The 25,458-nt window shown below is 63.4% G+C and carries 24 protein-coding genes; 10 read left to right on the top strand and 14 right to left on the bottom strand.

Annotated features, from left to right (window positions below; all coding sequences use genetic code 11):
• Both SS05631_RS10475 and SS05631_RS10470 read left to right on the top strand, forming a co-directional pair.
• On the top strand, window positions 1–309 hold the full coding sequence (locus SS05631_RS10475; RefSeq protein WP_037415515.1) for an AzlD family protein: 309 nt from the start codon (window positions 1–3) through the stop codon (window positions 307–309).
• A 118-nt stretch (window positions 310–427) separates the two neighbouring features.
• Window positions 428–667 carry a hypothetical protein gene (locus SS05631_RS10470; RefSeq protein ID WP_037415517.1) on the top strand — a complete coding sequence of 80 codons (240 nt, stop codon included), beginning with the start codon at window positions 428–430 and terminating at the stop codon, window positions 665–667.
• A 236-nt stretch (window positions 668–903) separates the two neighbouring features.
• Here the strand turns inward: SS05631_RS10470 and SS05631_RS10465 are convergent, their stop codons facing one another.
• From SS05631_RS10465 to SS05631_RS31395, 4 genes are all read right to left on the bottom strand, one after another.
• Window positions 904–2,739 carry an aminopeptidase P family protein gene (locus SS05631_RS10465; protein WP_037415519.1) on the bottom strand — a complete coding sequence of 612 codons (1,836 nt, stop codon included), beginning with the start codon at window positions 2,737–2,739 and terminating at the stop codon, window positions 904–906.
• 508 nt (window positions 2,740–3,247) lie between these two features.
• A complete protein-coding gene (locus SS05631_RS10460) occupies window positions 3,248–4,123 on the bottom strand; it encodes a 50S ribosomal protein L11 methyltransferase (RefSeq protein ID WP_037415522.1) in 876 nt (291 codons plus the stop codon).
• A 129-nt stretch (window positions 4,124–4,252) separates the two neighbouring features.
• On the bottom strand, window positions 4,253–4,852 hold the full coding sequence (locus tag SS05631_RS10455; protein WP_037415566.1) for an SCO family protein: 600 nt from the start codon (window positions 4,850–4,852) through the stop codon (window positions 4,253–4,255).
• A 148-nt stretch (window positions 4,853–5,000) separates the two neighbouring features.
• On the bottom strand, window positions 5,001–5,159 hold the full coding sequence (locus SS05631_RS31395) for a hypothetical protein (protein WP_037415524.1): 159 nt from the start codon (window positions 5,157–5,159) through the stop codon (window positions 5,001–5,003).
• 246 nt (window positions 5,160–5,405) lie between these two features.
• On the opposite strand from SS05631_RS31395, the gene SS05631_RS10445 reads away from it, so the two are divergent.
• The 4 genes from SS05631_RS10445 (at window position 5,406) to SS05631_RS10430 (ending at window position 9,167) form a co-directional block, all read left to right on the top strand.
• Window positions 5,406–7,481, top strand: a complete 2,076-nt coding sequence (locus SS05631_RS10445) for a methyl-accepting chemotaxis protein (protein WP_037415529.1) — start codon at window positions 5,406–5,408, stop codon at window positions 7,479–7,481.
• Window positions 7,482–7,483: 2 nt separating this feature from the next.
• Entirely contained in the window at window positions 7,484–7,948 is a 465-nt protein-coding gene (locus SS05631_RS10440) for a chemotaxis protein CheW (protein ID WP_037415530.1), read from the top strand.
• 247 nt (window positions 7,949–8,195) lie between these two features.
• Window positions 8,196–8,570 (top strand): hypothetical protein, encoded by a 375-nt coding sequence (locus SS05631_RS10435; protein ID WP_037415532.1) that lies wholly within the window; start codon window positions 8,196–8,198, stop codon window positions 8,568–8,570.
• Between the two features lie 294 nt (window positions 8,571–8,864).
• On the top strand, window positions 8,865–9,167 hold the full coding sequence (locus SS05631_RS10430; RefSeq protein ID WP_037415569.1) for a hypothetical protein: 303 nt from the start codon (window positions 8,865–8,867) through the stop codon (window positions 9,165–9,167).
• A 67-nt stretch (window positions 9,168–9,234) separates the two neighbouring features.
• On the opposite strand, the gene SS05631_RS10425 is transcribed toward SS05631_RS10430, so the two are convergent.
• The gene (locus SS05631_RS10425) at window positions 9,235–9,735 is read right to left on the bottom strand and encodes a CreA family protein (protein WP_037415535.1); all 501 of its coding nucleotides are present in this window, start codon (window positions 9,733–9,735) and stop codon (window positions 9,235–9,237) included.
• Between the two features lie 84 nt (window positions 9,736–9,819).
• Complete coding sequence (locus SS05631_RS10420) at window positions 9,820–11,058, bottom strand: GGDEF domain-containing protein (RefSeq protein ID WP_037415538.1); 1,239 nt, start codon at window positions 11,056–11,058, stop codon at window positions 9,820–9,822.
• Window positions 11,059–11,340: 282 nt separating this feature from the next.
• Between SS05631_RS10420 and SS05631_RS10415 the strand changes: the two genes are divergently transcribed.
• Complete coding sequence (locus tag SS05631_RS10415) at window positions 11,341–12,039, top strand: phosphoribosyltransferase family protein (protein WP_037415541.1); 699 nt, start codon at window positions 11,341–11,343, stop codon at window positions 12,037–12,039.
• Between the two features lie 87 nt (window positions 12,040–12,126).
• Window positions 12,127–12,588, top strand: coding sequence for a GNAT family N-acetyltransferase (locus SS05631_RS10410; RefSeq protein WP_037415551.1), 462 nt, complete (start codon window positions 12,127–12,129; stop codon window positions 12,586–12,588).
• 9 nt (window positions 12,589–12,597) lie between these two features.
• Here SS05631_RS10410 and SS05631_RS10405 read toward each other — a convergent pair whose 3' ends face one another.
• From SS05631_RS10405 to SS05631_RS10395, 3 genes are all read right to left on the bottom strand, one after another.
• Entirely contained in the window at window positions 12,598–15,171 is a 2,574-nt protein-coding gene (locus tag SS05631_RS10405; RefSeq protein WP_095677975.1) for a UvrD-helicase domain-containing protein, read from the bottom strand.
• A 127-nt stretch (window positions 15,172–15,298) separates the two neighbouring features.
• Window positions 15,299–15,709 carry a carboxymuconolactone decarboxylase family protein gene (locus SS05631_RS10400; protein ID WP_037415560.1) on the bottom strand — a complete coding sequence of 137 codons (411 nt, stop codon included), beginning with the start codon at window positions 15,707–15,709 and terminating at the stop codon, window positions 15,299–15,301.
• A gap of 19 nt (window positions 15,710–15,728) precedes the next feature.
• Entirely contained in the window at window positions 15,729–16,550 is an 822-nt protein-coding gene (locus SS05631_RS10395) for a cyclase family protein (protein WP_095677974.1), read from the bottom strand.
• A 257-nt stretch (window positions 16,551–16,807) separates the two neighbouring features.
• Between SS05631_RS10395 and SS05631_RS10390 the strand changes: the two genes are divergently transcribed.
• Both SS05631_RS10390 and SS05631_RS10385 read left to right on the top strand, forming a co-directional pair.
• Window positions 16,808–17,998 carry an efflux RND transporter periplasmic adaptor subunit gene (locus SS05631_RS10390; protein WP_037415582.1) on the top strand — a complete coding sequence of 397 codons (1,191 nt, stop codon included), beginning with the start codon at window positions 16,808–16,810 and terminating at the stop codon, window positions 17,996–17,998.
• Window positions 17,995–21,123: an efflux RND transporter permease subunit gene (locus SS05631_RS10385; protein WP_037415586.1), complete on the top strand. Its 3,129-nt coding sequence runs from the start codon at window positions 17,995–17,997 to the stop codon at window positions 21,121–21,123. The genes SS05631_RS10390 and SS05631_RS10385 overlap by 4 nt, the downstream gene beginning before the upstream one ends.
• 122 nt (window positions 21,124–21,245) lie before the next feature.
• Here the strand turns inward: SS05631_RS10385 and SS05631_RS10380 are convergent, their stop codons facing one another.
• The 5 genes from SS05631_RS10380 to SS05631_RS10360 form a co-directional block, all read right to left on the bottom strand.
• Window positions 21,246–21,950: a GntR family transcriptional regulator gene (locus tag SS05631_RS10380; protein ID WP_037415590.1), complete on the bottom strand. Its 705-nt coding sequence runs from the start codon at window positions 21,948–21,950 to the stop codon at window positions 21,246–21,248.
• A gap of 250 nt (window positions 21,951–22,200) precedes the next feature.
• Window positions 22,201–22,950: an aspartate/glutamate racemase family protein gene (locus tag SS05631_RS10375; RefSeq protein ID WP_037415594.1), complete on the bottom strand. Its 750-nt coding sequence runs from the start codon at window positions 22,948–22,950 to the stop codon at window positions 22,201–22,203.
• Window positions 22,951–22,961: 11 nt separating this feature from the next.
• Window positions 22,962–23,684, bottom strand: coding sequence for an ABC transporter ATP-binding protein (locus tag SS05631_RS10370; RefSeq protein ID WP_037415597.1), 723 nt, complete (start codon window positions 23,682–23,684; stop codon window positions 22,962–22,964).
• A gap of 3 nt (window positions 23,685–23,687) precedes the next feature.
• Entirely contained in the window at window positions 23,688–24,467 is a 780-nt protein-coding gene (locus tag SS05631_RS10365) for an ABC transporter ATP-binding protein (protein WP_037415600.1), read from the bottom strand.
• Window positions 24,468–24,469: 2 nt separating this feature from the next.
• On the bottom strand, window positions 24,470–25,456 hold the full coding sequence (locus SS05631_RS10360) for a branched-chain amino acid ABC transporter permease (protein ID WP_050988186.1): 987 nt from the start codon (window positions 25,454–25,456) through the stop codon (window positions 24,470–24,472).
• Between the last annotated feature and the right edge of the window lie 2 nt (window positions 25,457–25,458).

The raw sequence follows: 25,458 nt of genomic DNA, 5'->3' as shown, positions 1-25,458 counted from the left end.
GTGGATGCCCAGCACCTCAACCTGCTCTACCTGATCATCGCCGCGGCGGTCGCCACGTTTGCCACGCGGGTCGGCGGCTATGTGTTGATCACGCAGTTGAAGCACATCCCCCCACGCCTCGAGGCGGCGCTGAACGCTGTTCCGGCGGCCGTGCTGACGACGCTCGTGGCACCCGCTTTCGTCTATGGCGGCTTCGACGTGGCCGCTTCGATGTTCGTCGCCTTCGCCGCGGGGCTCCGCTTCTCGACGCTGCGGATGCTGCTCGTCGGCTGGGTCGTGGTGATGGCGATCCGCCACGTGATCCTGTAGTCGTGGGCTCGCAGCATCCTTTTGGTTGCGCGACGGTGCATTGGCGCCGGCACCGTCATGGATTATCATTCATCCAATGCCGGAGAGGCATGAGCCCTCCGGCCGTGGAGGAGCGACAATGATTACCAGGATCACGTTTGCCCTTATGCTGGCCCTCGCGCCTATGGCCGCCTTCGCCAACCAGTGCCCTTCAATGATGGCCGCAATCGACGCCGCCATTCCGAACGCCTCGCTTTCCGAGGCTGACATGGCCAAGGTCAAGGAGCTGCGCGCGCAGGGCGAGCAATTGCACCAGTCCGGCGATCATGCCGGTTCGGAAGCAGCCCTCGGCGAAGCAAAGAAAATGCTCGGGATCTGAGGGAGAAGCCGGTCTCGTTCCGGCTTTTCAGCTTCCGCCCCAGGCTTGCCGAGGCGGAAAATTCGGAGATTTGCCGGCAATCCAGTAAAATTCTCGGGTTACACGCGAGCGCCGGGGTGCATATAACGGCGTTGTTGGTTGAGACATCAAACCTCCCAACGGAGGCCCGGCTGCCCCCTGTAGCCCCAGCCCACGCCGCCGGGCCTCCCTACCGACCTCTCACCTACACAGCTTACTCAACGTGAAACGGCTTCCGTTGCGGCCTTCAGCCACTGGCGCGTTTCCTCGCCGGCAATGAGCGGCATCAGCTTCTCCCGCGTCTCCGCATGATAATCGTTCAGCCAGGCAAGTTCCTCGTCGCTCAAGAGGGCCGGCAGCACGAGCCGCCGATCGATCGGGCAATAGGTCAGCGTGTCGAAGCCGAGCATCGGCAGATCGCCGCCGGCGATCTGCGCGGCTTCACGCACGACGACAAGATTTTCGATGCGAATGCCAAAGGCGCCGGGGCGGTAGTAGCCGGGCTCGTTGGAAAGGATCATGCCGGGCAGGAGTTCCTGGGTGGCAAGCCGGGCGATCCGCTGCGGGCCCTCGTGAACCGAGAGGTAGGAGCCGACTCCATGGCCGGTGCCGTGCGCATAGTCGGCACCCGCCTTCCAGAGCGCGATGCGGGCGAGGGGGTCGAGATCGACACCGCGGGACCCCTTGGGAAACCGCGCCGTGCTGATTGCGATCATGCCTTTCAGCACCAGGGTGAAGAAGCGCTTCTGCTCCTCCGGCACGCTGCCGATCGCGACGGTGCGGGTGATGTCGGTCGTGCCGTTTATATATTGCGCACCCGAGTCGATCAGGAACATGGTTCCTGCCTCGATCGGCCGGTCGGTGTCGGTGGTGACGCGGTAGTGCATGATCGCGGCGTGCGAGCCGGCGCCGGCAATCGTATCGAAGGAAATGTCCTTTAGCGGGTTCTGCATGCGCTCGCCGACAGCGGCCCGAACCGCCTCCAATTTCTTGGTCGCGCCGATTTCCGTAAGGCTGCCGGGCTCCGTTCCGGCGAGCCAGGCGAGGAATTCGACCATCGCCGCTCCGTCCTGCAGGTGCGCGCGCAGCGATCCGGCGATCTCTGCAGCGTTCTTGCGGGCGCGGGGCAGGCGGGCGGGATCGATGGCCTCGACGATGACACCGCCCCTCGAACGGATCAGTTCGCCAATGGCGAAGGGAGCGAGATCCGGATCGATCATGATCGCGGCGCCGCTCGCGGCGAGCGATGCAAGCCGATCGCCAAAATCGCCGGGCGGCAGCATATCCGCAAGCTGGGTCAGATAGGCTTCCTGTTCGATCCCCGTCTTCCGCTTGTCGAGAAAGAGCTCGGCGCGACCGTTCGCATGAATGACGGCGCGGGCCAGCGGATGCGGCGTGTGCGGTACGTCGCTGCCGCGGATGTTGAACGTCCAGGCGACGGAGGAGGGGTCGGTCAATACCACCGCGGCTGCCTCGGCTTTTTCCACCGTCGCGGCGATCGCGGCGATCTTGTCCTTGGCCAATTGGCCCGCATGCTCGATCGGCTGGATCGTCACGCCGCCGAGGGGAGCCGCGGGCCTGTCGGTCCAGAGCCGGTCGAGCGGATTGTGGTCGAGGAAGACGAGCGCGCCGCCGATTGCCGCAAGCGCCTTTTCGAGCCGGCGGACCTCCGCCGCGGTATGCAGCCAGGGATCGATGCCGAGACGGAACCCCTTCGGCGCATGCACCTCCAGCCAGACATGCGGCGGCTCTCCAACGAGGTCGCCGCCGGTAAAGACGCTGCCGTCGACCTGCTCCTTTAGTTGGGTCACGTAACGTCCGTCGACGAAAACGACTGCCTCCCGCTGCGTGACAAGGGCGACGCCTGCCGATCCGGTAAAGCCGGTCAGCCAGGACAGCCGCTCGGATGAGACCGGCACATATTCGCCCTGAAATTCGTCGGCACGCGGCACGAGGAAGCCGTCAATGCCGAGCGGCGCGAAAGCGGCACGCAGCGCGGTGGCCCGCTCCTTGCCGAACTGGGGCGTGGAGGTGACGTCGAAGGACTGAAACATGACAATTTCCAATTGGGTTTGGCGGAGAGCCGCAGGGAAGGTGGTGCCATGTTAGCGGAAAGGGCGCTTCGGGGGAAAGAGGCGACATTCTGCCATGCGCGACGACCGCGCAACCGCCTCACTCCATTTGTCATACATATGCGCTGCCCGCATGGCTCCCATGCGCCAGTGTATCTTTCTCTATTGAAATAATGGGGTATAAGGGCGCCAACGAACACGGACGAAGGTCCGGCAGTTCAAAAGACTGCAGTTCCGAGATAATTGGTCATCTGTTCTCCTCCTCCCTCAAGGTGGCCAATTTCGGAACGGTAGAGCCCGCTTGAGCGCTCCTCCTCCTCAAGCTCGCGGGCATGGTCGGTCAAAAGCCGGCCAGCGGGCGATGCTCCGGCATCGCCTTTGTTTCGAAAAGGCCGCCCTCCATGAAGGATTGGGCGGCCTTTTCATTTTGGGCTGCCGAGCGGCAGGAAAGATGAGGCGCCGCCCGGAGCGGCGCTTTGCACGGCCAAACCTATTTCGTCAGGTGGATCGTCACCCAGCCGTTTCTCCAGATCGTCCGAACATGCCTGAGCCGCTGGCCATTATAGGCGGCGAGCACCTTCCAGCGCTGTTCGGCAAGAATGCCGGAAAGGATGACCGAGCCGCCGGGGGCAAGATTCGCGACGAGCTCGGGTGCCATCTTCATCAGCGGCCGCGCCAGGATATTGGCAATGATGAGATCGAAGGGGGCATGGGCGCCGAAGGCCGTCGAATGAAATCCGGGCGCGGTCGCGAAGGTCAGGCCGGCGACGACGCCGTTGCGGCGGGCATTCTCGGTTGCGACGCGGGTAGCAATCGGATCGATATCGGTTGCGAGCCCCGGTACATGCAGGAGTTTCCAGGCGGCAATCGCCAGCACGCCGCTTCCGGTGCCGAGGTCGAGGACGTTGCGGATGCAACGTGAGTGGGCCACGGAGGCGAGCATTTCCAGGCAGCCAGCGGTCGTCCCGTGATGGCCCGTACCGAAGGCCTGCCCGGCATCGATCTCGATGGCGATCTCGCCGGTCTTCACCTTGTCGCGATCATGCGAGCCGTGGACGACGAAACGGCCGGCGCGCACCGGTGCGAGGCCTTCCAGCGACTTGGCGATCCAGTCGATCTCCGGCAGCACCTCGCGCTCGATCGGAAGATGAGAGAATTCGGCGGCGAGCGCATCGGCAAGGCGCGATCCGACGCTCTCCTCTTCGTGCGCCATCATGTAGACGGAGGCTTCCCAGACGTCGCGCTTCTCGTCGATTTCCATCGTCGCAACGGCGTAACCCTCGTCTTCGAAGATCATGCTGATGACGTCGAGAACGGCTGCCGCCTGCTTCTCGGTGGTGGTGACGAAAAGACGTATCTCGCTCAAGGTTTTTCCCTTCGGCTGCCCCAACGGCCTTTGCGCGCTTCGATCGGGCGCGCGGGCCGCCGCTAACATGATTGGCGCATAAACGCAAAGCGCCGGATGACCGGCGCTTTCGAGGCTATGCAACTGCCCTCAACCCCTTACGAGGTTTTCGAGCTTCTTGACCGCGGTTTCGGGGTTTTCGCCATAGGAGATCGTGCCGCTGAACTTTCCGTCGGCGTCGATCAGGAAGACCGAAGCGGTGTGGTCCATGGTGTAGTCGCCATCAGGCTTCGCTTCGTCAACCGGCACCTTCTTGAAGTAGACCCGATAGCCTTTGGCCATTTCGAGCACCTTGTCCGGCGGGCCGGAGATGCCGGTGATGCGCTTCGACACGTTGGAGACGTACTGGCCGAGGATCTCCGGCGTATCGCGTTCCGGATCGACCGTGATGAAATAGGCCTGCAGCTTCTTGCCTTCCGGATCGACCTTTTCAAGCCAGCCATTCAATTCGAACAGTGTGGTCGGGCAGACTTCCGGGCAATGCGTGAAGCCGAAGAAGAGGGCGGTCGGCTTGCCGGCGAACGCCTTCTCGGTGATCGGCTGGCCGTTCTGGGCCACCAGCGTGAAGGGCACGCCGAAGGGGCCGGCCGACGCCTGTTGTTTCGGCTGGGTCATGTCGTAAGTGAGCCAGCCCAGGAGGGCCACCATGACGAGGATGGCTGCCCAAAGGGCGATGCGGATTGACTTCATCATTGCCACCGGCCTGTTGCGGCCGATTGCCGGCCGTCGATGAACATGGAGGCTTTTGATAGCGCTTCGTCGCAGCCGGCGCAAAGGCCCAATTGCCGCAGACGTTTCGCTCCCGTCTTGGAGGCTTACTTGCTCCGCTCGCGCTTTCCTAGAAGCACCAGGAAACGCCCGTTTCGGCGAATGCGAGGAAAATATCCGCGCTATGGGCGAGCCAGCCCTGGAATGCGAAGAGGCAGACAAGCGCGAACGCCCCGGTGAGAAGGGTCAGCACGAGGGGAGAAAGGGATCTGTTCGTATCCGTGCGCATGAGACGATCATAGCATCACAAAACGGCAAGAAAAGAGGCCGTCCCATCCAGCTTCTTCGAGGCAGTGGGAACGGTGTATTAGCGATTGTTTAAGGTCTCTTTGACACTGTCGGCTGACGCGGAGGAGTGCCACCACTTCGATATGACATGAGGTCATCCGGTTGATCGAGCCCGGCTATCCGCATCGATTGCAACGGAGGACCGCGCTCGCGTCGGGCAGGTCCATTGCCACGGACTGCCAGTCAAATGACCACGTCTCCTTCCGAAACCCGCACCCTCTCTGTCAGCCAGCGGCTGGCGACGCTCGCAGCAGCGGCCTTTCTCGGTTTCGGCTGCGTGCTTGGGGTCGGCTTTTACCAAAACAGTCGCTCTGAAGCCGCGCTCGAGAAGGCGATCATCGCTGAGAAAGGCATGAAAATCGCCGAGGATATGCGGTTTGCCAGTATCGAACTGGTACTCATTGCGATGGATACGATCATCGACCGCGAGGAGGGCAGGATCCAGCCGGAGCGGGCGACGCAGATCAAGGAGTCGCTCGCCCTGCTCGACGCGAAGATGCCCGATCTCGAAGCCTTGGCGCGGCTGCTTGGCAAATCCGGGCAGCTCGCGGGTTTCGGATCCGACCTCGCCGCACTCCGCCAGGCGATTGAAGTAGATTTGAAGAGGCTGGTGGAGGACGGCGCGCCGGCGGAGGAATTCGGCCGCCTGGACGATGCGATCGACGGCGGCGGCGAACGCATGAATGCCCTCCTGACTGAAATCACCGACGCTGCGGCCCATCTTGCCACGGCGCGTACCGAGGAAGCGCGCGTCGCTTCGAGCGACGCGCTCCTATTGCAATCCTTTGTGGGCATCCTAGCCATGGCCGGCATGCTGGGGTTGATTTGGTTCCACGGGAACGCGCTTCGCCGGGGTATCCTCGGGCTACGAGACAGCATGCAGCGCATCCACTCCGGCGATTTGACGTCGGCCGTCGCCGCCCTCGACCGCAGCGACGAAATCGGCGAGATGGCCCGCTCGGTCGATCTGTTCCGGACCGCAGCAATGGAAAAGCGCTCGCTCGAACAGCATACCGCCGCAAGCCGCAACGAGATGGAAAGGGACCGCGAAAACCAGGCTGCCGAGCGCGAGCAGGTGGTCGGCCGCATCAAGGCGGCGGTGGACGCTCTCGGCCGGGCGCTCAATCAACTTGCCGAAGGCAATCTCGCAGTATCGATCCGCGAGCCGTTCGAGGAGGGACTCGACACGCTCCGGCGTGACTTCAACAACACGGTCGACCGGCTGAGCCATGTTCTTGGCAATGTGAAGGAGAACGTGATCTCGATCGACGCCAACGGCCGGCAGATGCGCAGTGCCGCCGACGATCTGGCGCGGCGGACGGAAAGGCAGGCGGCATCGCTCGAGCAGACATCGGCGGCTCTCGAAGAGATCACGGTCACCGTCAAGACGGCGACCGACCGCGCCGAAGAGGCAAGCCGCATGGTCGGCGAGACGCGCGTCAATGCCGAGGAATCGGGTCGCATCGTCGGCGAGGCGATCTCCGCCATGGCCCGGATCGAGGGCGCATCCAACGAGATCGGCAAGATCATCAACGTCATCGACGAGATCGCCTTCCAGACGAACCTCTTGGCGCTCAATGCCGGCGTCGAGGCAGCGCGGGCCGGCGACGCCGGCAAGGGCTTTGCGGTCGTCGCTCAGGAGGTCCGCGAGCTCGCGCAACGGGCGGCGGGTGCTGCGAAGGACATCAAGGCGCTGGTCACGCGCTCGGGTACCGAGGTCGAAACCGGCGTCAAGCTGGTCCAGGCGACCGGCGATGCCCTTGGCCGCATCGGTACAAATGTCGCACGCATCAACGAACACATGAGCTCCATCGTACAGGCGGCGCGCGAGCAGTCGACCGGACTCCACGAGATAAATACCGCGGTCGGCCAGCTCGATCAGATGACGCAGCAGAATGCCGCGATGGTCGAACAGACCAATGCGGCGAGCCACACGCTCGCCCAGGATGCCGAGAAGCTCAGCGAGCTCCTGAGCCAGTTCCGCAACGGGCAGGTCAGCGAAACGACGATGCGGGCCGCTGCTCCGGCGGCGGCGCCGTCCATCAAGACTAGCGCGGCAGGCTCGAGCATGCAGGCCGGTGCACGCAAGGCAGTGGCCGCCAAACCCGTTGCTCTCCATCAGCCGGCAGCTGCCCAGGCATCCACCCGTCCGGCTCCATCTCCCGCCAAGGCCCTGATGGGCAAGCTGGCGGGCGCTTTCGGCAACACATCGGCCGCCGTACCCTCCGTCACGGCCTCCGGTGACAATTGGGAAGAATTCTGATCATGAGCAACGCAATCAAGCAGTCCGGCGCCTATCTCGAAATCGTCTCCTTCCACCTCGGGGACCAGGAATTCTGCATCGACATCATGGCGATCCGCGAGATTCGCGGCTGGGCACCGGTGACACCGATGCCGCATACGCCGCCCTACGTGCTCGGCCTCATCAACCTGCGCGGCGCGGTGATCCCCGTCATCGACATGGCATGCCGGCTCGGCATGAAGATGACCGAGCCCTCGGAGCGTTCGGCGATCATCGTCACCGATATCAACGGCAAGCTCGTCGGCCTCCTGGTCGAGCAGGTTTCGGACATGATGACGATCCGCAGCGAAGACCTGCAGCCGGCGCCGGAAATCATTCCGGAGGCCCAGCGTGCCTTCTGCCGCGGCATCGTCGCGCTCGAGAAGTCGATGGTGTGCTTCCTCAACCTCGATACGGTCATTGCCGACGAGCTGGCCCAGGCCGCATAGGCCCGGATGCTCGTAGAGACACATGCAGGGGCCCGCGAGAGCGGGCCTTTTGCGTTACGGCGGGGCGTCGGTAGATCCGGCGAGGGGCAAAGGTGCAGCTAGCTGGTCGGGAGGCAGTGACGCTCGCGTGCAGGAACACCTGCACGGCATCCGAGTTATGAAAGGTGCAGCGTCGGTGAGGAGATCTTATACTGTTAGTCGCAGCGTCCGTTGAAGTCGGATGCTGAAACGGACAAGGAGCAATGCCATGAGAGTTTCTCCAAGAGCTTCATTCGCCGCATTTGTCCTCTCGTTCGCGCTTGCCGGAGCCGCCGCACCGTCCTTTGCGAACGGCTTCTATCAGGGCATCGACCCGCATCATCCGCCGGGAACGCAGAACAGAGGGTCGGTATACGTCCCGATGGTGGAGAGCCCGTATTACGTCGATCGCGGCGTCTATGTTGATCCAGCGCCGACCGGCAGCATCTACGTCGACCCCGCACCCGTGTATGTCGAGCCGGTGCCGATGGGCATCTACGGCGGATCGCCCTCTCAAGTCCGCGAGCGCTACGAGAACGAGTACCAGGGCGGCGGTCAGGGTGACTACTACCAGGGTATCATCCCACCGGCTCCTGTTCCCTGAGCGACAGGAGCCCGGCAAGCCCGCCGGCCGGCCGAGCGAGGTGAGCGCCGGCGCGGCTTTTCCGGCCGTGGACAGGATCTCGCGCCATCGAGGCCCGCCACTGCGTCAAGTTAAAGTTGCTTCATCTCCATCACGGTTGCAGGAGCAATCGTGACGAAACATTGACTGTGCGGAGGAAGCCAAGGCAGCGAAAGGTGTTATGCTGGTAACAGCAGCATTCGTTAGGAGGCCGTATGCTGCCATGTTGCATCCGTCAGGAGGCGAGGATGCTGAATGGAGATAGGAGCTAAGGTCATGAGATTTTCTCTAAAAACATCATTCGCCGCATTCGTCCTCTCGTCCGCGCTTGCCGGTGTTGCCGCACCAGCCTTCGCGGATAGCTATTACCAGGGCATAGACCCGCATAACCCTCCGGGGACGCAGAACAATACGCGCGTGCTGATGCCGCGTAGCACCACGCCGTCGAACGTCGACGTCATGCCCACGGGCAGCATCGACGGACAGCGCGTTACGCCCATCGGTGGCACCACCTACAGGGAAAGATACGAGTCGGGTGAGGGCCAATACTATCGCGGCATCTTTCCGCCGACGCCCTGATGTCCTGAGCAATCGGGCCCCGAAGGGGCCAGCTTGCATACTGCCGCCGCAATTGCGGCGGCAGTGCTTATTGGGGACGGCCCTTTTCCCAAGTGACGGTCTGGCCGAAGAGCGGAACGGTGGTGATCGACATCTTGGCCGACCCGTCGGTCAATTGGCGCGAATGGGCGAGATAGATCAAAGTGTCGTTCGCCTTGTCGTAGATGCGGGTCACGAGCAGATCCTTCCAGATAAGCGACAGGCCGGACCGGAAGACTTCCTCTCCCTCGTTCGACAGATCGATATCGCCGATGCTGATCGGACCTGTCTGGCGGCAGGCGATCGAGTTGTTCGAGGGATCCTCGAACCAGTTGCCGTTCTTCAGGCGGTCGATGACGCTGCGATCGAAATAGGTGACGTGGCAGGTGACGCCGTTGACCTTCGGATCGCGAACGGCATCGATCTTGATATCGTTGCCGAGCCAGTCGACGCCGACTTTGCCCACTGTTTCCGCGCGAGCAGGGGGGGCGGCCGTGGCGGTCAATGCCAGAGCGGCGGCGAGGAGCAGGGTGCGGATGCGGCGAGACATGGGATCCTCCAACGAGCAGCACCGTTCACATAGGTGGCAGCGTCGGCGATGCAAGATGTCACGTCGCCGCTTCGCTTGCTCCGCTCACGCGCTGTGGCGCATCTGATCCTGGTGAGGGACGTCGGCCTGTCGCAGCTGCGCCGCGGCGGCTGCAAGCACCCGGGCGCTGGCATCGATATGGCGAGGCCTGGCGATCGAGCAGCGATCACGGCCATCGGCCTTGGAATCGTAAAGTGCCAGATCCGCGCGGATCATGACGTCCATGATCGTGTCGCCGGGTGCCGCTGCGGCGATGCCGATGCTGACCGTCAGGCGGATGCGCTGATGCGCCCGACCGACCGGCGTGTCGCGCACGGCGCGGCAGATCGCTTCGGCGACTGCTGCAGCCTGCTCTTCCGAATGGTCCGGCAGCACGATGCCGAATTCCTCGCCACCAATCCGCCCGAAGATACCGCGCCCGTCGAGGAAAGCGGACACGGTCTTGACGAAATGGGCGAGCGCCATGTCGCCGCAGGCGTGACCGTATTGGTCGTTGATCTGCTTGAAATAGTCGAGGTCGAGCTGGAGGAAGGCCGCCGGACGATGATCGGCAAGACAATGGGCGATCGCTTTCTCGCCGTCTTCGATGAGCGCCCTGCGCGACAGTGCGCCCGTCAGGGGGTCACGTGCGAGCATCGTCTTGAGACCAACGATGACGCGATTCTCGATCGTCAGGATAACCGCGACGAAAAGAGTGGGGAGGAAGAATATCTGCAGAAAGGCAAGGGAGAATTCGAAGACTACCGATGAAGGGGAGGCCGAGAGTTCAGGGGAGGTCTCGGGCGCGGATCGGACAGCGTGAACGAGCCCGGCAAAGGCGACCGTCAGAAGGCCGGGGACGCCGGCGCGCAAAGCCGGCTTGTCGTTCGCCCATTCATCAACGGTCGGGAGGCCGATGACGACAAGCAGAGCCGCGCCGCAGCCGGCGATAACGATCATGCGCGCGCCGAAGCTGTCCTCGCTGCCCGCATCGACGAGAAGGCCCGCCGCCGCAGCAACAAATGCCATCGTAGCACAGAAGCCGATTGAGGCGGATTGGTCGTCGAGTCGGCGAAAACCGAGAAAGAGCGCGAAAAGCGCAAAGATCAGCACCGCATGGCCGGGCATTGCGGCGAGCGGAAACCCGAACGACGTCGCCGCCATCAGCAGCGCCGTTGCAATCGCCGATAGTGAGCAGGCGATCGCGAATTCCCGGACGCCGGCCTTTTCGGAGCTTCGCAGTCGTAGAAGGGCGGGCAGTAGGGCAAAAAGCGCAATGACCGATATGGCAGGGAAAATGCTCATTTCGAAACGGCCTGTCGTGCTAAAATGAAGCGGATGGCTTTCGGGGCAGCGGTATGCGTGAACAAATTGGTAGCGGCGCCGTGTTAACGAAGGCCGGCCAAATTCGCTGCAATTTGAGCGTTTGGTCTTTCTCGCACTGGTTGCGACAAGAATCTTCACCCGCGCCATCCAGTCGGATACGGGAGCACACGGTTCTCGGACGATTCATCCAACCTAAGGGGCCGATACCTCTCATGATATGCATCGGTTCAACCTGTCAGACGATGCTCCGGAGCGTGCTCCATGTCGGATGAGAGACCTTGCTTCGCAGACCGGATCGACGCGGGGCGAAGGCTCGCTGCTGCCATCGCAAGCGAGGGCATTGCCGAGCCCCTGGTGATGGCGCTGCCACGCGGCGGCGTGCCGGTTGCCTTCGAGGTGGCGACGGTCCTCGGTGCTCCGCTCGAACTGCTGATCGTACGGAAGATCGGCGCTCCCGGACAGGCCGAGTTCGGCCTCGGCGCGCTCGTCGATGGCGACGAACCGCAACTGGTGCTCAACGCCGAGGTCATGCGCGTGGTCAAACCCTCACAGGAATATATCGATGCCGAGGTGTCGCGTCAGCGCCTGGAACTGGAGCGCCGCCGCGAACTTTACCTCGGCGACCGGCCGCGCATTTCTCCGGAAAGGCGCAAGGTCATCCTCGTCGACGACGGGATTGCCACCGGCGGCACGGTGAGGGCCGCCGTCCAGGCGCTCCGGAAGGCGGGCGCTGCGGCACTTGTCGTGGCCGTCCCGGTGGCTCCGCCGAGTGCAATCGCCGGCCTTCGCCGTCAAGTGGACCGGGTCGTCTGCCTCGCAACGCCTCATCCCTTTCATGCGGTCAGCATCTATTACGACGATTTCGAGCAAACCACCGACGCCGAGGTGATCGCGCTGATGCGGCGGGCGAAAGGAGAGGGCGCGGCAACCGCCTCGACGGATTCAGATAAAAATCAGTGATCGACGGCATGCGGCTGCCAGATAGACCTTGCCGAAATCAAGGGTTATGCTGGCGCCCCCGCAACGGCCTTTCCGGTGGGTTCGACGATGAGTGAAAACCTTTCCATCCGCCCGGTCGTCCGGGGCGACTACGACCAGTGGCTGCTGCTCTGGGAGGGCTACAACGCCTTTTACGGACGTTCGGGCGAAGCCGCACTCGCTCCCGACATCACCCATATGACCTGGTCGCGCTTCTTCGATGCCTATGAACCGATGCATGCCCTGGTTGCCGAGAACAAGGGCCGGTTGGTCGGGCTCACCCACTTCATCTTTCACCGCACCACCACGGCAATCCAGCCGAACTGCTATCTCCAGGACCTCTTCATCAACGAGGCAGCCCGCGGCAGAGGGGTCGGCGAGGCGCTGATCAACGGGGTCTTCGAAGCAGCGCGACGCGCCGGCACCTCGCGGGTCTACTGGCTGACCCACGAGACCAACCTCAAGGCGATGCGGCTCTACGACAAGGTGGCGGAGAAGTCGGGCTTCGTGATGTATCGGATGGTGATCTGAGGGGGCGCGTCACACTCTTTCCACGAATCCATCCAGCACGCGCTTCTGTCCGGCGCGGTCGAAATCGATCGTCAGCTTGTTGCCTTCGACCGCGGCAATGTTGCCGTTGCCGAATTTCAGATGGAAGACGCGGTCGCCGACGCTGAAGCGGGACGGTTCCGCAGTCGTCGACTTGGCGACGAGCTCGCCCTCGATGGTGCGGGTGCGGGGACCTGACTCGCCGTAGCCGATGCGTTCGACGGCATGGCCGGAGCGGCTGCCCCAATTGTCGCGGGTGGCGTCCGAGCGGTGCTGCTGGGCGCGCTTCCAGCCGGGCGTCTGGTAGCTGTTCTCGAAGGGATCGGCCTTGTCGAAGCGGGATTGGCCATAGCCGCCGCGATTGTAGCCGCCATAGGAGACGTCCTGCTCGGCGACCTCGACATGGTCGACCGGCAGTTCGTCGAGGAAGCGCGACGGCATCGTCGACTGCCAGAGGCCGTGAATGCGGCGGTTCGAGACGAACCAGATGTGACAGCGGCGCTTGGCGCGGGTGATCCCGACATAGGCGAGGCGGCGTTCCTCTTCGAGCCCGGCGCGGCCGCCCTCGTCGAGTGCCCGCTGATGCGGAAAGAGACCTTCCTCCCAGCCCGGCAGGAAGACGGTGTCGAATTCCAGGCCCTTGGCCGAGTGCAGCGTCATGATCGACACGGCATCCATGTCCTCGTTCTGCTCGGCATCCATGACGAGCGCGACATGCTCCAGGAAGCCGCGCATCGATTCGAAGGCCTCCATCGAGCGGATGAGTTCCTTGAGGTTTTCAAGCCGCCCCGGCGCTTCGGCCGACTTGTCCGCCTGCCACATCGCCGTATAGCCACTCTCATCCAAGATCTGTTCGGCAAGCTCCGTGTGCGGCGTCGTTTCGAGCAAGGTCTGCCAGCGGCGGAAATCGGTGACGACGTCGAACAGCGCCTTGCGCGCCTTCGGCTTCAACTCGTCGGTCTCGATGATCTCGGTTGCGGCGGCGAGCATCGGAATGTCGCGGGCGCGGGCATAGTCGTGCAGGGTTCGAACGGTGGTGTCGCCGAGGCCTCGTTTCGGCGTGTTGACGATGCGCTCGAAGGCGAGATCGTCGGCCGGCTGGCAGACGAGGCGGAAATATGCCATGGCGTCGCGGATTTCGAGCCGCTCGTAGAAGCGCGGGCCGCCGATGACGCGATAATTGAGGCCGAGGGTGACGAAGCGGTCTTCGAACTCGCGCATCTGGAAGGAGGCGCGCACCAGGATCGCAATGTCGTTCAGATTGTGCTTCTGGCGCTGGAGCTGTTCGATCTCCTCGCCGACGGCGCGGGCTTCCTCTTCGGAATCCCAGGCGGCGTGCACATGCACCTTCTCGTCGTCCGGGTGGCTGCGTTCGGTGAAGAGTGTCTTGCCGAGCCGGCCCTCATTGTGGGCGATCAGATGCGCGGCGGTGCCGAGGATATGCTCGGTCGAGCGGTAGTTGCGCTCGAGCTTGATGACCTTGGCGCCCGGGAAGTCCTTCTCAAAACGGAGGATATTGTCGACCTCGGCGCCGCGCCAGCCGTATATCGACTGGTCGTCGTCGCCGACGCAGCAGATGTTTATCTGCTGCTGTTTGTTTGCGCTCACGCTGTCGCCGCCTGCGCGGCTGCGCTCCGCGGGGGCGGACGAAACGTCGTCCGGCCAGCCTTGGCTGGCTCGGGCTTCGCCCGCAGGCGTTTCTCTCACGACGGCCTTGCCGCTCTGCGGCCGCTGCGCCAAGAGCCGCAGCCACATATATTGCGCCGTGTTGGTATCCTGATACTCGTCGACAAGGATGTAGCGAAACTTGTCGTGATAATCCTTGAGCACGTCCGGATTGGCGCGGAACATGCGGATCGGGTGCAGCAGCAGGTCGCCGAAGTCGCAGGCGTTTAGCGTCACCAGGCGGTTCTGGTAGGCGGCGTAGAGCTCGCGGCCCCTACCGTTCGCGAAGGCGCGGGCGTCGCCCTCGGGGATATGCGCCGGATCGAGGCCCTTGTTCTTCCAGGTGTCGATCATGGCGGCGAATTGCTTGGCCGGCCAACGCTTGTCGTCCAGCCCTTCGGCCTGGATAAGCTGCTTGATCAGCCGCACGACGTCGTCGGTGTCGAGGATGGTGAAATCGGATCTCAGCCCCACGAGTTCGGCATGGCGGCGCAAGAGCTTGACACCGATCGAGTGGAAGGTGCCGAGCCAGGGCATGCCTTCGACCGCATGGCCGACGAGCACGCCGATGCGCTCCTTCATCTCGCGCGCCGCCTTGTTGGTGAAGGTCACGGCGAGGATCTGCGAGGGATAGGCGCGGCCGGTCGACAGGATATGGGCGATGCGGGTGGTCAGCACGCGCGTCTTGCCGGTGCCGGCGCCGGCAAGCACGAGCACCGGGCCCTCCAGCGTTTCGACGGCTTCGCGCTGTTCCGAGTTGAGACCGGAGAGATAGTCCGGCCGTTGCGCCTTGTCGCGGGCAGCCATGGCGCGCGCCGCGATGCCGCCGGCGGCAGGGGCGGGTTTGCGCGGCGCCGGCTCCTCGTCGAAGAAGGGGATGTCGTCGAAACCTTTGCTCATGCGGCCCAATGTAGTGATTCGGGACCGAAAGGCCAGAAAGGATGTTCTTCTTTTATTCCGGAGTCTCGTCGGATTTCTGCAAGCCTGTGGAAAGACAGGCGTTTTCAGCGCTGGTGTTTCGATGTCGCTATCGTTCGGCCGTGGCGTCGAAGGCCGGATCGACCGGGACCTGCAGCGCGGTCGCCAGCTGGTTGGTCTTGGCGGCAAGCGAAATGACGCGCAGCAGATCGGCATGCTCGGCTTCGCTCATCCCCTTTGCCTTGGCGGCGGCGGTGTGCGAGTGGATGCAATAGCCGCAGCCATTGCTGACGGAAACTGCGATGTACAGCATCTCCTTGACCAGCGGATCGAGCGCCGAGGGCGTCGCCATCACCGCCTTGACCTCCGCCCAGGTGCGTTCCAGCAGGTCCGGATCGAAGGCGAGCCACAGCCACATATTGTTGATGAAGTCCGATTTCCGCGTGGCGCGGATGTCGTCGAAAACCGCCTTGACGCGCAGGTTCGATTCCGGGTCGGACGGCGGCGCAACGGTGCTCATGATGCTTCCTTCCGCGGTTCTAAACGAGGGCGAAAACGCGCGCCGGCCCGCCGGTGCCGCCGCGGTGCTTCGGCGCGCCGAGGACGAGCGTTGCGCCCTTGGCCGGTAGCTTGTCGAGATTGGCGGCGGCTTCCAGCCCCCAGCGACCCTCCGGCAGCCAGGCGCGGTGGGTGGCGAAGTCAGGAGATATGCCGTGATCGAGCGAGAGCGTGTCGACGGCAATGCCGGCAGCCTTCGTTTCCTGGAGCAGAAACTTGGCTGCGTCGACATGGAAGCCGGGGAAGTGCAGCTTTCCCTCGGCGTCGGCGTTGCGGAACTTCTCCGTGCCGAGATGGGCCGCCCAACCGGAAAGCATGGCGACGCAGGCATTCTCCGGAACGTCGCCATTGGCGGCGATCCACGCCTTGATGTCCTCGGGTGTGACCTGCGCGTCCGGGTCGGCTGCCGCCCTCTCGCGAATGTCGACGATGCAGAGCGGCACGAGGAGTTTTTCGACCGGCAGTTCCGCGACCGAGAGGCCGTCGGCGGAGAAATGCAGCGGCGCATCGACATGGGTGCCGGTATGTTCGTTCACCCGGAGCTCGAACAGGTTGAACGTATGTTCGGCAAAGTTGAACTTCTGCTCGCGGAAGAACTGCTGCGAGACGAAGAAGGTCGGAAACTCCTCATGGAGTTCATGGGTGAGGTCGGTGACGCTCGTATGGCCGGCGGCAAGCGCCGGCGGCGCGACCCCCATGCCGGCGGCCGCGGCGCCCGCCGATGCGACAGCGGCGGCGCGGAAGAAGCTGCGCCGCGACAACATTTGCTGCTTTACCGATTCGATCACGCATGCATCGCACATGTGCTTTCTCCCCCCTTTTTCAACGTCCGGTTTCATGAGGCAGAATAGCCGAGCCGCGGCGGCTGTAAACAGCGATCGACGAGCGCCGGCATGCGGGGGCGCCATGATGCGGACAACAAATTCCGCTTTCATTACAAATGCGTAATGATGGCGTTCCGAGATTGCCCGAAGGCGCGCAAACAATGATACTTGCGGCAACTCGGAACGTTCCGCCGGTACGCGCCGCGCTGGAGCGCGTATCTTATTCGGAGACATGCATGGGCTTTTTGAAGCAACTGGCGGTCAGCCTCCTCGTACTCGTCGTCGGGGGAGCCGCCTGGGTGCGCTTTGCCCCCGGAGCGGGTGAAACGCTGGGGGCGATTGGTGTTTCGCATCCGCTGATCGATGCGCTCTCCGGATCTGCGGGCGGCGAGGGAGCCGGCGGCCCCCGCAATGGCGGGCGCGGAGAAGGTGGGCGCGGCTTCTCGGACGCGGCGCTCGTGGTCGTCAGGCCGGCTGAGAGCGCGATCGTCAACAATAGGCTGAACGCCATTGGCAATGGCGAAGCAATCCGCTCGGTGACCGTGACGCCCGCTTCCACGGGTAATCTGACGGAAATCCTGGTAAAATCCGGCGACAGGATCGAGGAGGGCCAGGTGATCGCGCGGCTCGACAGCGACGAGCAGATGATTGCCGCCGAGCAGGCCCGGCTGACGCGCGACAGCGCCCGGGAAAAGGTCGAGCGCTATCGCAATCTCGGAACGGCCCGCGCGGTTACTGCGGTCGAGATCCGCGACGCCGAGATCGCCATGCAGGCCGCCGAACTGGCGCTGAGGACGGCTGAGCTCGATCTCAAGCGGCGCGACGTCGTGGCGCCTTCGAAGGGCATCGTCGGCATTATCACCGTCAATGTCGGCGACTACGTCACCACGTCGACGCCGATCGCCGTCGTCGATGACCGGTCGCAGATCCTCGTCGATTTCTGGGTGCCGGAACGTTTCGCCAGCAAGATTTCCGTGGGGCAGCCGGTCACCGCGAATGCGGTGGCGCAAGCCGGCCGCCAGCTCACCGGCGCCATTCATGCGATCGACAACCGCCTCGATCAGGCAAGCCGCACGCTCCGGGTGCGGGCGCGGATCGAAAATCCGGACGACATGCTGCGTGCCGGCATGTCCTTCTCGGTCACGATGGCCTTTGACGGCGATCGCTATCCGACCGTCGACCCGCTGTCTATCCAGTGGAGCTCGGAAGGCTCCTATATCTGGCGCGTCAGCGGCGACAAGAGCCAGCGCGTGCCGATCAAGATCATCCAGCGCAATCCCGACAAGGTGCTGGTCGAGGCGCAGATCGCCGAGGGTGACCGCATCGTCACCGAGGGTGTGCAGCGGCTTCGCGACGGAGGCGCGGTGCGCATAGCCGGCGAGGCAAGCCCCGAACGCGAGCAGAAGGTGGCGGGGGACGCGCAATGAACATCGGCATTGGCGGTCACCCCGGCGGGCAGGGCGGCAAGACCGGCTTCACCGCGCTCTTTATCCGCCGGCCGATTTTCGCACTCGTCGTCAACATGCTGATCGTGGTCGCGGGGCTTGCCGCCTGGAACGGCATCGAGATCCGCGAGCTGCCGCAGGTCGACCAGCCGGTCATCTCAGTGACGACTGAGTTCGAGGGCGCCTCGCCCGAGACCATCGATCGCGAGGTGACATCGGTCATCGAAGGGGCGGTGTCGCGCGTCCAGGGCATCAAGGGCATTTCCTCGTCGTCGTCCTTCGGCCGGAGCCGCGTGACGCTTGAATTTTCCGACACGACCGACATCGGCCAGGCGGCGAACGACATTCGCGATGCGCTCGGCCGGATCAGCGGCCAGCTGCCGGACGACGTGGAAGAGCCGCGCATCGTCAAGGCCGATTCCGACAGCCAGCCGATCATGCGCCTGGCGCTGACCTCCGACACCATGTCGATGGAGGACATGACGCTGCTGGTCGAGAACGAGATTAGCGACCGGCTGGCGGCCGTCGAGGGCGTTGCCGATGTCACCGTCTATGGCGACCAGGAGAAGATCTTCCGCATCGACCTCAACCAGGCGAAGCTCGCCGGGCGCGGCGTCACCGTCGCCAATTTGCGCGAGGCGCTGGCGAATGCTTCCTACGACGTCCCGGCCGGCTCGCTGACGAGCGCCAGCCAGGAGATCTCGGTCCGGGCGACTGCGGACCTGCAGACGCCCGAGCAGTTCGAGAACCTGATCCTCGGCAGCAATGTCCGGCTGCGCGACGTGGCGACGGTGACGCTCGGCCCGGACACCGGGAGTTCGGCGTTGCGCTCCAATGGCCGCCAGGGCATCGGTCTCGGCATCATCCGCCAGGCGCAGTCGAACACCGTCGATATTTCCGAAGGCGTGCGCAAGGTGGTCGATACGATCTCCTCGGACATCCTGCCGGCGGGCACCGAGCTCAAGATCACCAGCGACGATGCGGTGTTCATCAATGGCGCAATCCATGAGGTGGAGATCGCGCTGGTCGTCGCCGTCTTCATCGTCACGCTCGTCATCTATCTATTCCTGCTCGACTGGCGCGCGACGCTGATCCCGACGATCAGCATGCCGATTGCGCTTGTCGGAACGGTGGCGGCGATCTATCTCGCCGGCTTCTCGATCAACATCCTGACGCTGCTTGCGATCGTGCTGGCGACCGGGCTTGTCGTCGACGACGCGATCGTGGTGCTGGAGAACATCGTGCGCCGCCGAGCGGAAGGCCTGGGTCCACGCGCGGCCGCCGTGCATGGAACGCTCGAGGTCTTCTTCGCCGTCCTGGCGACCACTGCGACGCTGGCGGCCGTCTTCGTGCCGCTCTCGTTCCTGCCGGGGCAGACAGGGGGACTTTTCCGCGAATTCGGCTTCGTGCTCGCTTTCTCGATCCTGCTGTCCTCCTTCGTTTCGCTGACGCTCTGCCCGATGCTCGCCTCGCGCATGCTGACCAGCGAGGCGCATGCGCATCAAGGCCCGATGGCGCGCTTCGGCCAGCGTGCCGCCGGCTTCTACCGCGTGACGCTCCGCGCCTGCCTCAATGCGCCGCTCGTCGTCTTCACGGTCGCCGCCTTCTTCACAGTTGCCGGGGCGGCGGCGTTCATGACGCTGAAATCGGAGCTGACGCCGAACGAGGACCGGTCGCAGGTGATGCTCCGGATCAACGCGCCGCAAGGCGTCTCGCTCGAATATACGCAGGCCCAGATGCGCCGGATCGAGGAGGGGCTGCAGCCCCTCGTCAAATCCGGCGAAGTCACCAATGCGTTTTCGATTTCCGGCCAGGGCGGTTCGGCGAATAGCGGCTTCATGGTGCTGACGCTCGCCTCCTGGGAGCAGCGTGAGCGGTCCCAGCAGCAGATCGTCGCGGATATCAACAAGGTGACCGCCAAGGTTCCCTCGGTCCGCGCCTTCGCCATACAGCCCAACAGCCTCGGTATTCGGGGAGCCGGCAGCGGCCTCCAGGTGGCGCTGGTCGGCAACGACTATACGAAGCTCGGCGATGCTGCGGCGAAACTGGTGCGGGCCGTGGAAGATACCGGCCGCTTCGAGAACGTGCGGCTGAACTACGAGGCGAACCAGGCGCAATTGTCTGTGACCATCGACCGCGAGCGCGCCTCCGACCTCGGCGTCGACATCAGTGCGCTTTCCTGGGCGATGCAGGCAATGCTCGACGGCAGCAGCGTCGTCGACATCTTTGTCGAGGGAGAGGCCTATCCGGTCAAGCTGCTCTCCTCCACCACGCCGCTGAACGATCCCACCGACCTGCAGAACATCTTCGTCAAGGCCGGCGACGGCCGGATCGTGCCGATGTCGTCGATCGCGACGATCGAGGAGAAGGCCGTGGCGCCCCAGCTTGCACGCGAATCGCAGCTCCGCGCCGTCTCGCTGTCGGCCGGCCTGAAATCCGACCTCGCACTCGGCGAGGCACTGACGATGGTGGAAGACATGGCCGAGCCGCTGCTGCCGCCGGGGTCGCGTGTCATGCCGCTCGCTGAAGCCGCGACGCTCGACGAGAACGCCAGCGGCCTCTTCATCACCTTCGGCTTCGCGATCGTCATCATCTTCCTGGTGTTGGCGGCGCAGTTCGAAAGCTTCGTCAGCGGCATCATCATCATGTCGACGGTGCCGCTCGGCCTCGCCTGCGCCGTCTTCGCGATGATCATGACCGGCAACACGCTGAACATCTACAGCCAGATCGGTCTCGTCATGCTGGTCGGCATCATGGCGAAGAACGGCATTCTGATTGTCGAGTTCGCCAACCAGCTGCGTGACCGCGGGCAGGACGTGCGCAGCGCCATCGAGAACGCGGCCAATATTCGCCTCAGGCCGGTGATGATGACGATGATCGCCACGATCGTCGGCGCCGTGCCCCTGGTGCTGGCGAGCGGGGCAGGGGCTGAAGCGCGCATCGCACTCGGCTGGGTGCTCGTCGGCGGCCTTGGACTTGCGGTGATCGTGACCTTGTATCTGACCCCGGTCGCCTATCTCGTCATCGCCCGCTTCACCAGTCCGCACGCGGACGAGGAGCGCAAGCTGCACGAGGAAATGGATGCGGCGGCGGCGTTCAAAGGGTGAGGGGCCGGTCTACTGCATGTCTCCTTAAATCGACCTCGATTTAAGGACAACGACATGCAGCAACTCAAAGTGCTACAGCGACCTTTGCGCGTCTGATAAGACGCGCGGCGCTGTAGGAGATCTCAGCGGAGGATGTCGGCGAGATGTTCCGGTTTCCGGCCGGTGCGCTTGAGCTCGAGGCCGGACAGAAGATCGTGTAGATGGTCCTTCATCAGTTGCGCGGCCCTATCTGAATCACGTGCCTCGATGGCGTCGACCAGCGCATGATGCGCGTGGCTCTCGCAGGTTGTATCCCGACGCTTCCAATAAAGCGCGATGATCAGTGAGGAGTGCGACACAAGATCGCGCACGAAGCCGGTCAGGACGGCTTGATCGGCGATCTCGGCAACGCCGACATGGAACATGGCGGACAGCATGATGGCATCGCTGTCGCGCCCGGCGTCCAGCGCCTCGTGCTCTCTTTCGAGATGGCCACGCAGCAAGGTTACGTCCTCGGCCCTTGCGACCTGTGCGGCGAGCGCGGCTACGCGGGGCTCGATCAGTGCGCGGGCCTCGAATACTTCGCGTGCCTCCTTTGGCGAAGGTTGCGCGACGAAGGCACCCCTATTTGGCTCCAGCCGCACCAGCCAGTCATGGGCGAGGGCCTGAAGTGCGGCGCGGATGACGGTTCGGCTTACTGAATAGATCGAGGCGAGTTCATCCTCCGGCAGTTTTGTGCCCGGCGTCAGCCGATGGCTGACGATTGCATCCCTCAGACCATGATAGATCGGTGACCAGCGCGCCGCCGGTTTCTTGCGATCTTTTTCGGGCCTGAGGGTCGTCAACATTTCATCGTCTCTGGCGAGCTTGCGTCATGCGGTGCGCGCTGACCAATACGTCCGCGCTTCGACTCGAAGCTCATGAATTCTCATAGGGCGTGCTCATCGGTCAATCCAACCAATCGGACAGCCCCGGAGGACGTCGCGCTTTGGAGCGCCGGTCGAGTTCCTGCCTGCTGCGTGATTCCCTAACATCGAAATCGATTTAAGGACAAAATCGTGCAGCAATCTCAAAATGCTACAGCGACCTTTTGCGCGTCTAACTAGACGCGCTGCGCTGTAGTGGCGGAGACCACGGCGCGTAACGCCCCGAGAATCGTTTCGCGCGCGGTTCGGCGTAGCCGCCGATCTTCGACGTCCTGAGACCAAGAGCCGAGACTGTTTCTGCGAGCCGGACCGCGCAGGCGACCCCGTCGAGCACCGGCACACCGTGCTCGATCGAGAGAGCGTGAGCGAGATCCGCCATCCCCGCGCAACCAAGCACGATTGCTTCGGCCTTGTCCTCGGCGACGGCACGCGCAATTTCGGCGGAAATCTTGTGGCGCGCGTCCGAGCCCGGTAGCTCGAGATCGAGCACCGCCACATCCGAGGCGCGGACCTTGGCGCAGCGGGACGAGAGACCGTATTTCAGCAGATTGTGTTCGATCGCCGGCACCGAACGTGCAAGCGTGGTCACGACGCTGAACTTGCCGGCAATGAGGGTGGCGAGGTGGAAGGCCGCTTCGCCGATCCCGATGACGGGTGCTTCGGTGGCGCAGCGTGCCGCGTCGAGCCCCGTGTCATCGAAACAGGCGATCACATAGGCATCCATCGTACCTGCCTTCGCCATTTCCGCGATGATGCCTGGCACCGAGAAGACCTCGTCGAAGTAGCCCTCGATGCTCGGCGGGCCGTCCTTGGGATTGACAGCAACGACCTCCGTTGCCGGCGACGCCGCAGCTTGTGCCGCCTTGCCGATCTTGTCGGTCATCGACGTGGTCGTATTGGGGTTTATCACGAGTATGCGCATGATTGAGCTGCCTAGAATTCACCGCCGAGATAGAGATGCTTGACCCGTTCGTCGGTTAGCAATTCAGGGGAATTGCCGCTGAGCGCGACCTTGCCGGTCGTCAATGCATAGGCGCGCTGCGAGATCCTCAGCGCCATGCGCGAGTTCTGCTCGACCAGCAGCACACTGACCTTTTCGTCGCGATTGATCGCCACGATTGACCGGGCAATGTCCTGCACCAGCTTCGGAGCGACACCGAGCGACGGCTCGTCGAGCAGGAGCAGACGCGGCCGGGCCATTAGCGCTCGGCCGATGACCAGCATCTGCTGCTCGCCGCCGCTCATCGTCCCGGCCTGCTGCGAATATCGCTCCTTGAGACGCGGGAAACGCGTCAGCACCATATCGATGCTCTGCTGAATCTCGGCCTTGTCGCTGCGGGTGAAGGCGCCCATCAGCAGATTGTCGCGCACGGTCATGAAAGGAAAGACGCGGCGCGCCTCGGGCACCATCGAGATGCCCATCCGGACGATCTCGTCCGGTGCGACACCGTCGATGCGCTTCCCGTGATAGCGGATCTCGCCCTTGCGGATTTTCCGCAAGCCGGTGATGGCGCGCAGGATGGACGACTTGCCTGCGCCATTGGCTCCGATCAGCGCAACGGTCTCGCCCTCTTGAACCTCAATGGTGACGCCTTTCAGCGCATAGACGTGGTCGTAGTAGAGTTCGACGTCATCGAATTTGAGCAGCGGCTCCATGGACTACATTCCGATCGATTCGTCTTCGGCACCGAGATAAGCCTCGATGACCTTGGGGTTCTGCTGGATTTCGGCCGGGGTGCCCTCGGCGATTTTCTGGCCGAAGTTGAGCACGACAATACGGTCGGAAATATTCATGACGGCCGGCATGTCGTGCTCGACGAGGAGCACCGTAACGCCGCGTTCACGCAGCTTGCGGACGATTTCGACAGCGCGGCGGGTCTCGTCGTGGTTCATGCCGGCGAAAGGTTCATCGAGGAGCATGATGGCGGGGTCGGTGGCAAGCGCGATCGCAATGCCGAGTGCACGCAGATGACCGTGCGGCAGGGTGCTGGCAATCTCGCTGCGCATCGCGTCCAGTCCGAGGAACACAAGGATTTCGTCCGCCGAGGCACCGAAGGCCTCGAGATCGCGCCGCGCCGCAGCGCTCCCGAAGTAGAAACCGGCAAGACTGGCGCGCGAACGCAGATGATGGGCGGTCACGACGTTGTCGCGGACCGTCATGTCCTTGAATATCGTCGTTTCCTGGAACGTCCGCACGACGCCCTTGCGGGCAGTGATGTGCGGCGCGAGACCGGAGATGCGCTCGCGATTGAAGCGGACTTCGCCGTGCGTCGGTCGGAGGAAGGATGATATCAGCTTGAACAGTGTCGACTTGCCGGCGCCGTTCGGCCCGATCACCGAGAGGATCTCGCGCTCACGGACGGTGAAGGATACGTCGTTGACCGCGACGAGGCCGCCGAAACGTTTGGTAAGCCCGACAACTTCCAGGATGTCCGGCATCGCTAGAGGCTCCTTTTGCGCGGGAGTGCCAGGCTGAGGAGGCCGTTGGGGAGGACCAGCATCAGCACGATCAGCACTGCGGAGAAGATCAGGAGCTGGAATTCGCCGGTCTGGAACAGCAGATCCCAGCCGAAATAGAGCACGAACGTACCGAGCATCGGCCCGAGCACGTAGCCGAGCCCGCCGAGGAAGCAGTTCAGCATGAAGTTGACCGAGTCGGCGACGGTGAAGCTCGACGGATAGATCGATTGGGAGATCGAGGCGAACATCGCTCCGCCGACCCCGCCGAGGAAGGAGGAAAGCGCATAGGCGATGACGCGGAGATAGGCGATGTTGACGCCGATCGACGAAGCGAGTTCCTCGTTCTGCTGCAGTGACTGGCAGAGTTGTCCGATGCGGGAATGAGCGAGCCGGTAGAGGCCGAGAAAGCAGAGCGCCATCAAAAGCACCGCAACGATATAGAAGGCCAGACGGGGATTGGCCAGTGTGGCAAAATCCGGAACGAGCGTTAGGCCGAAAAAGCTAATGCCGGTCGGCAGCGGAATGCTGACGATGCCACTGGCACCATTGGTAATCGGCAGAGCAAGGGCGAGAAGGCGGGCAACCTCGGTCAATACCAGCGACACCATTGCGAAATAGACGCCGCGCAGCCGCAGGATGGGCAGGCCGATCAGCACGCTCGCGACGGCGCAGAAGAGACCCGCCAATGGCAGTGTCAGCCAGAAGGACATGCCATAATTCATCACCAGGATGGCGGAGACATAGCCGCCCATCAACGCATATGCGCCCTGGCCGATATTGATGCGGCCAATATAGAAGGTGATCCACACGCCCGCGCTGATGATGCTGAGCAGCGCCACCGATGTCAGCGTATAGTAGAGGTCGCTTCGTCCCGTGGAGTTGATCAGCAGCGGCACTGCGACAAGCAGGACGAGCAGGAAAAGGACTGCCGAGGCGATCTTGAAGGTGGGAGCCGAAGTCTTGCGCATGC

It is taken from the genome of Sinorhizobium sp. CCBAU 05631, assembly GCF_002288505.1.
Lineage (GTDB): Bacteria > Pseudomonadota > Alphaproteobacteria > Rhizobiales > Rhizobiaceae > Sinorhizobium > Sinorhizobium fredii_C.
This window is presented reverse-complemented; position numbering and strand designations above follow the sequence as displayed.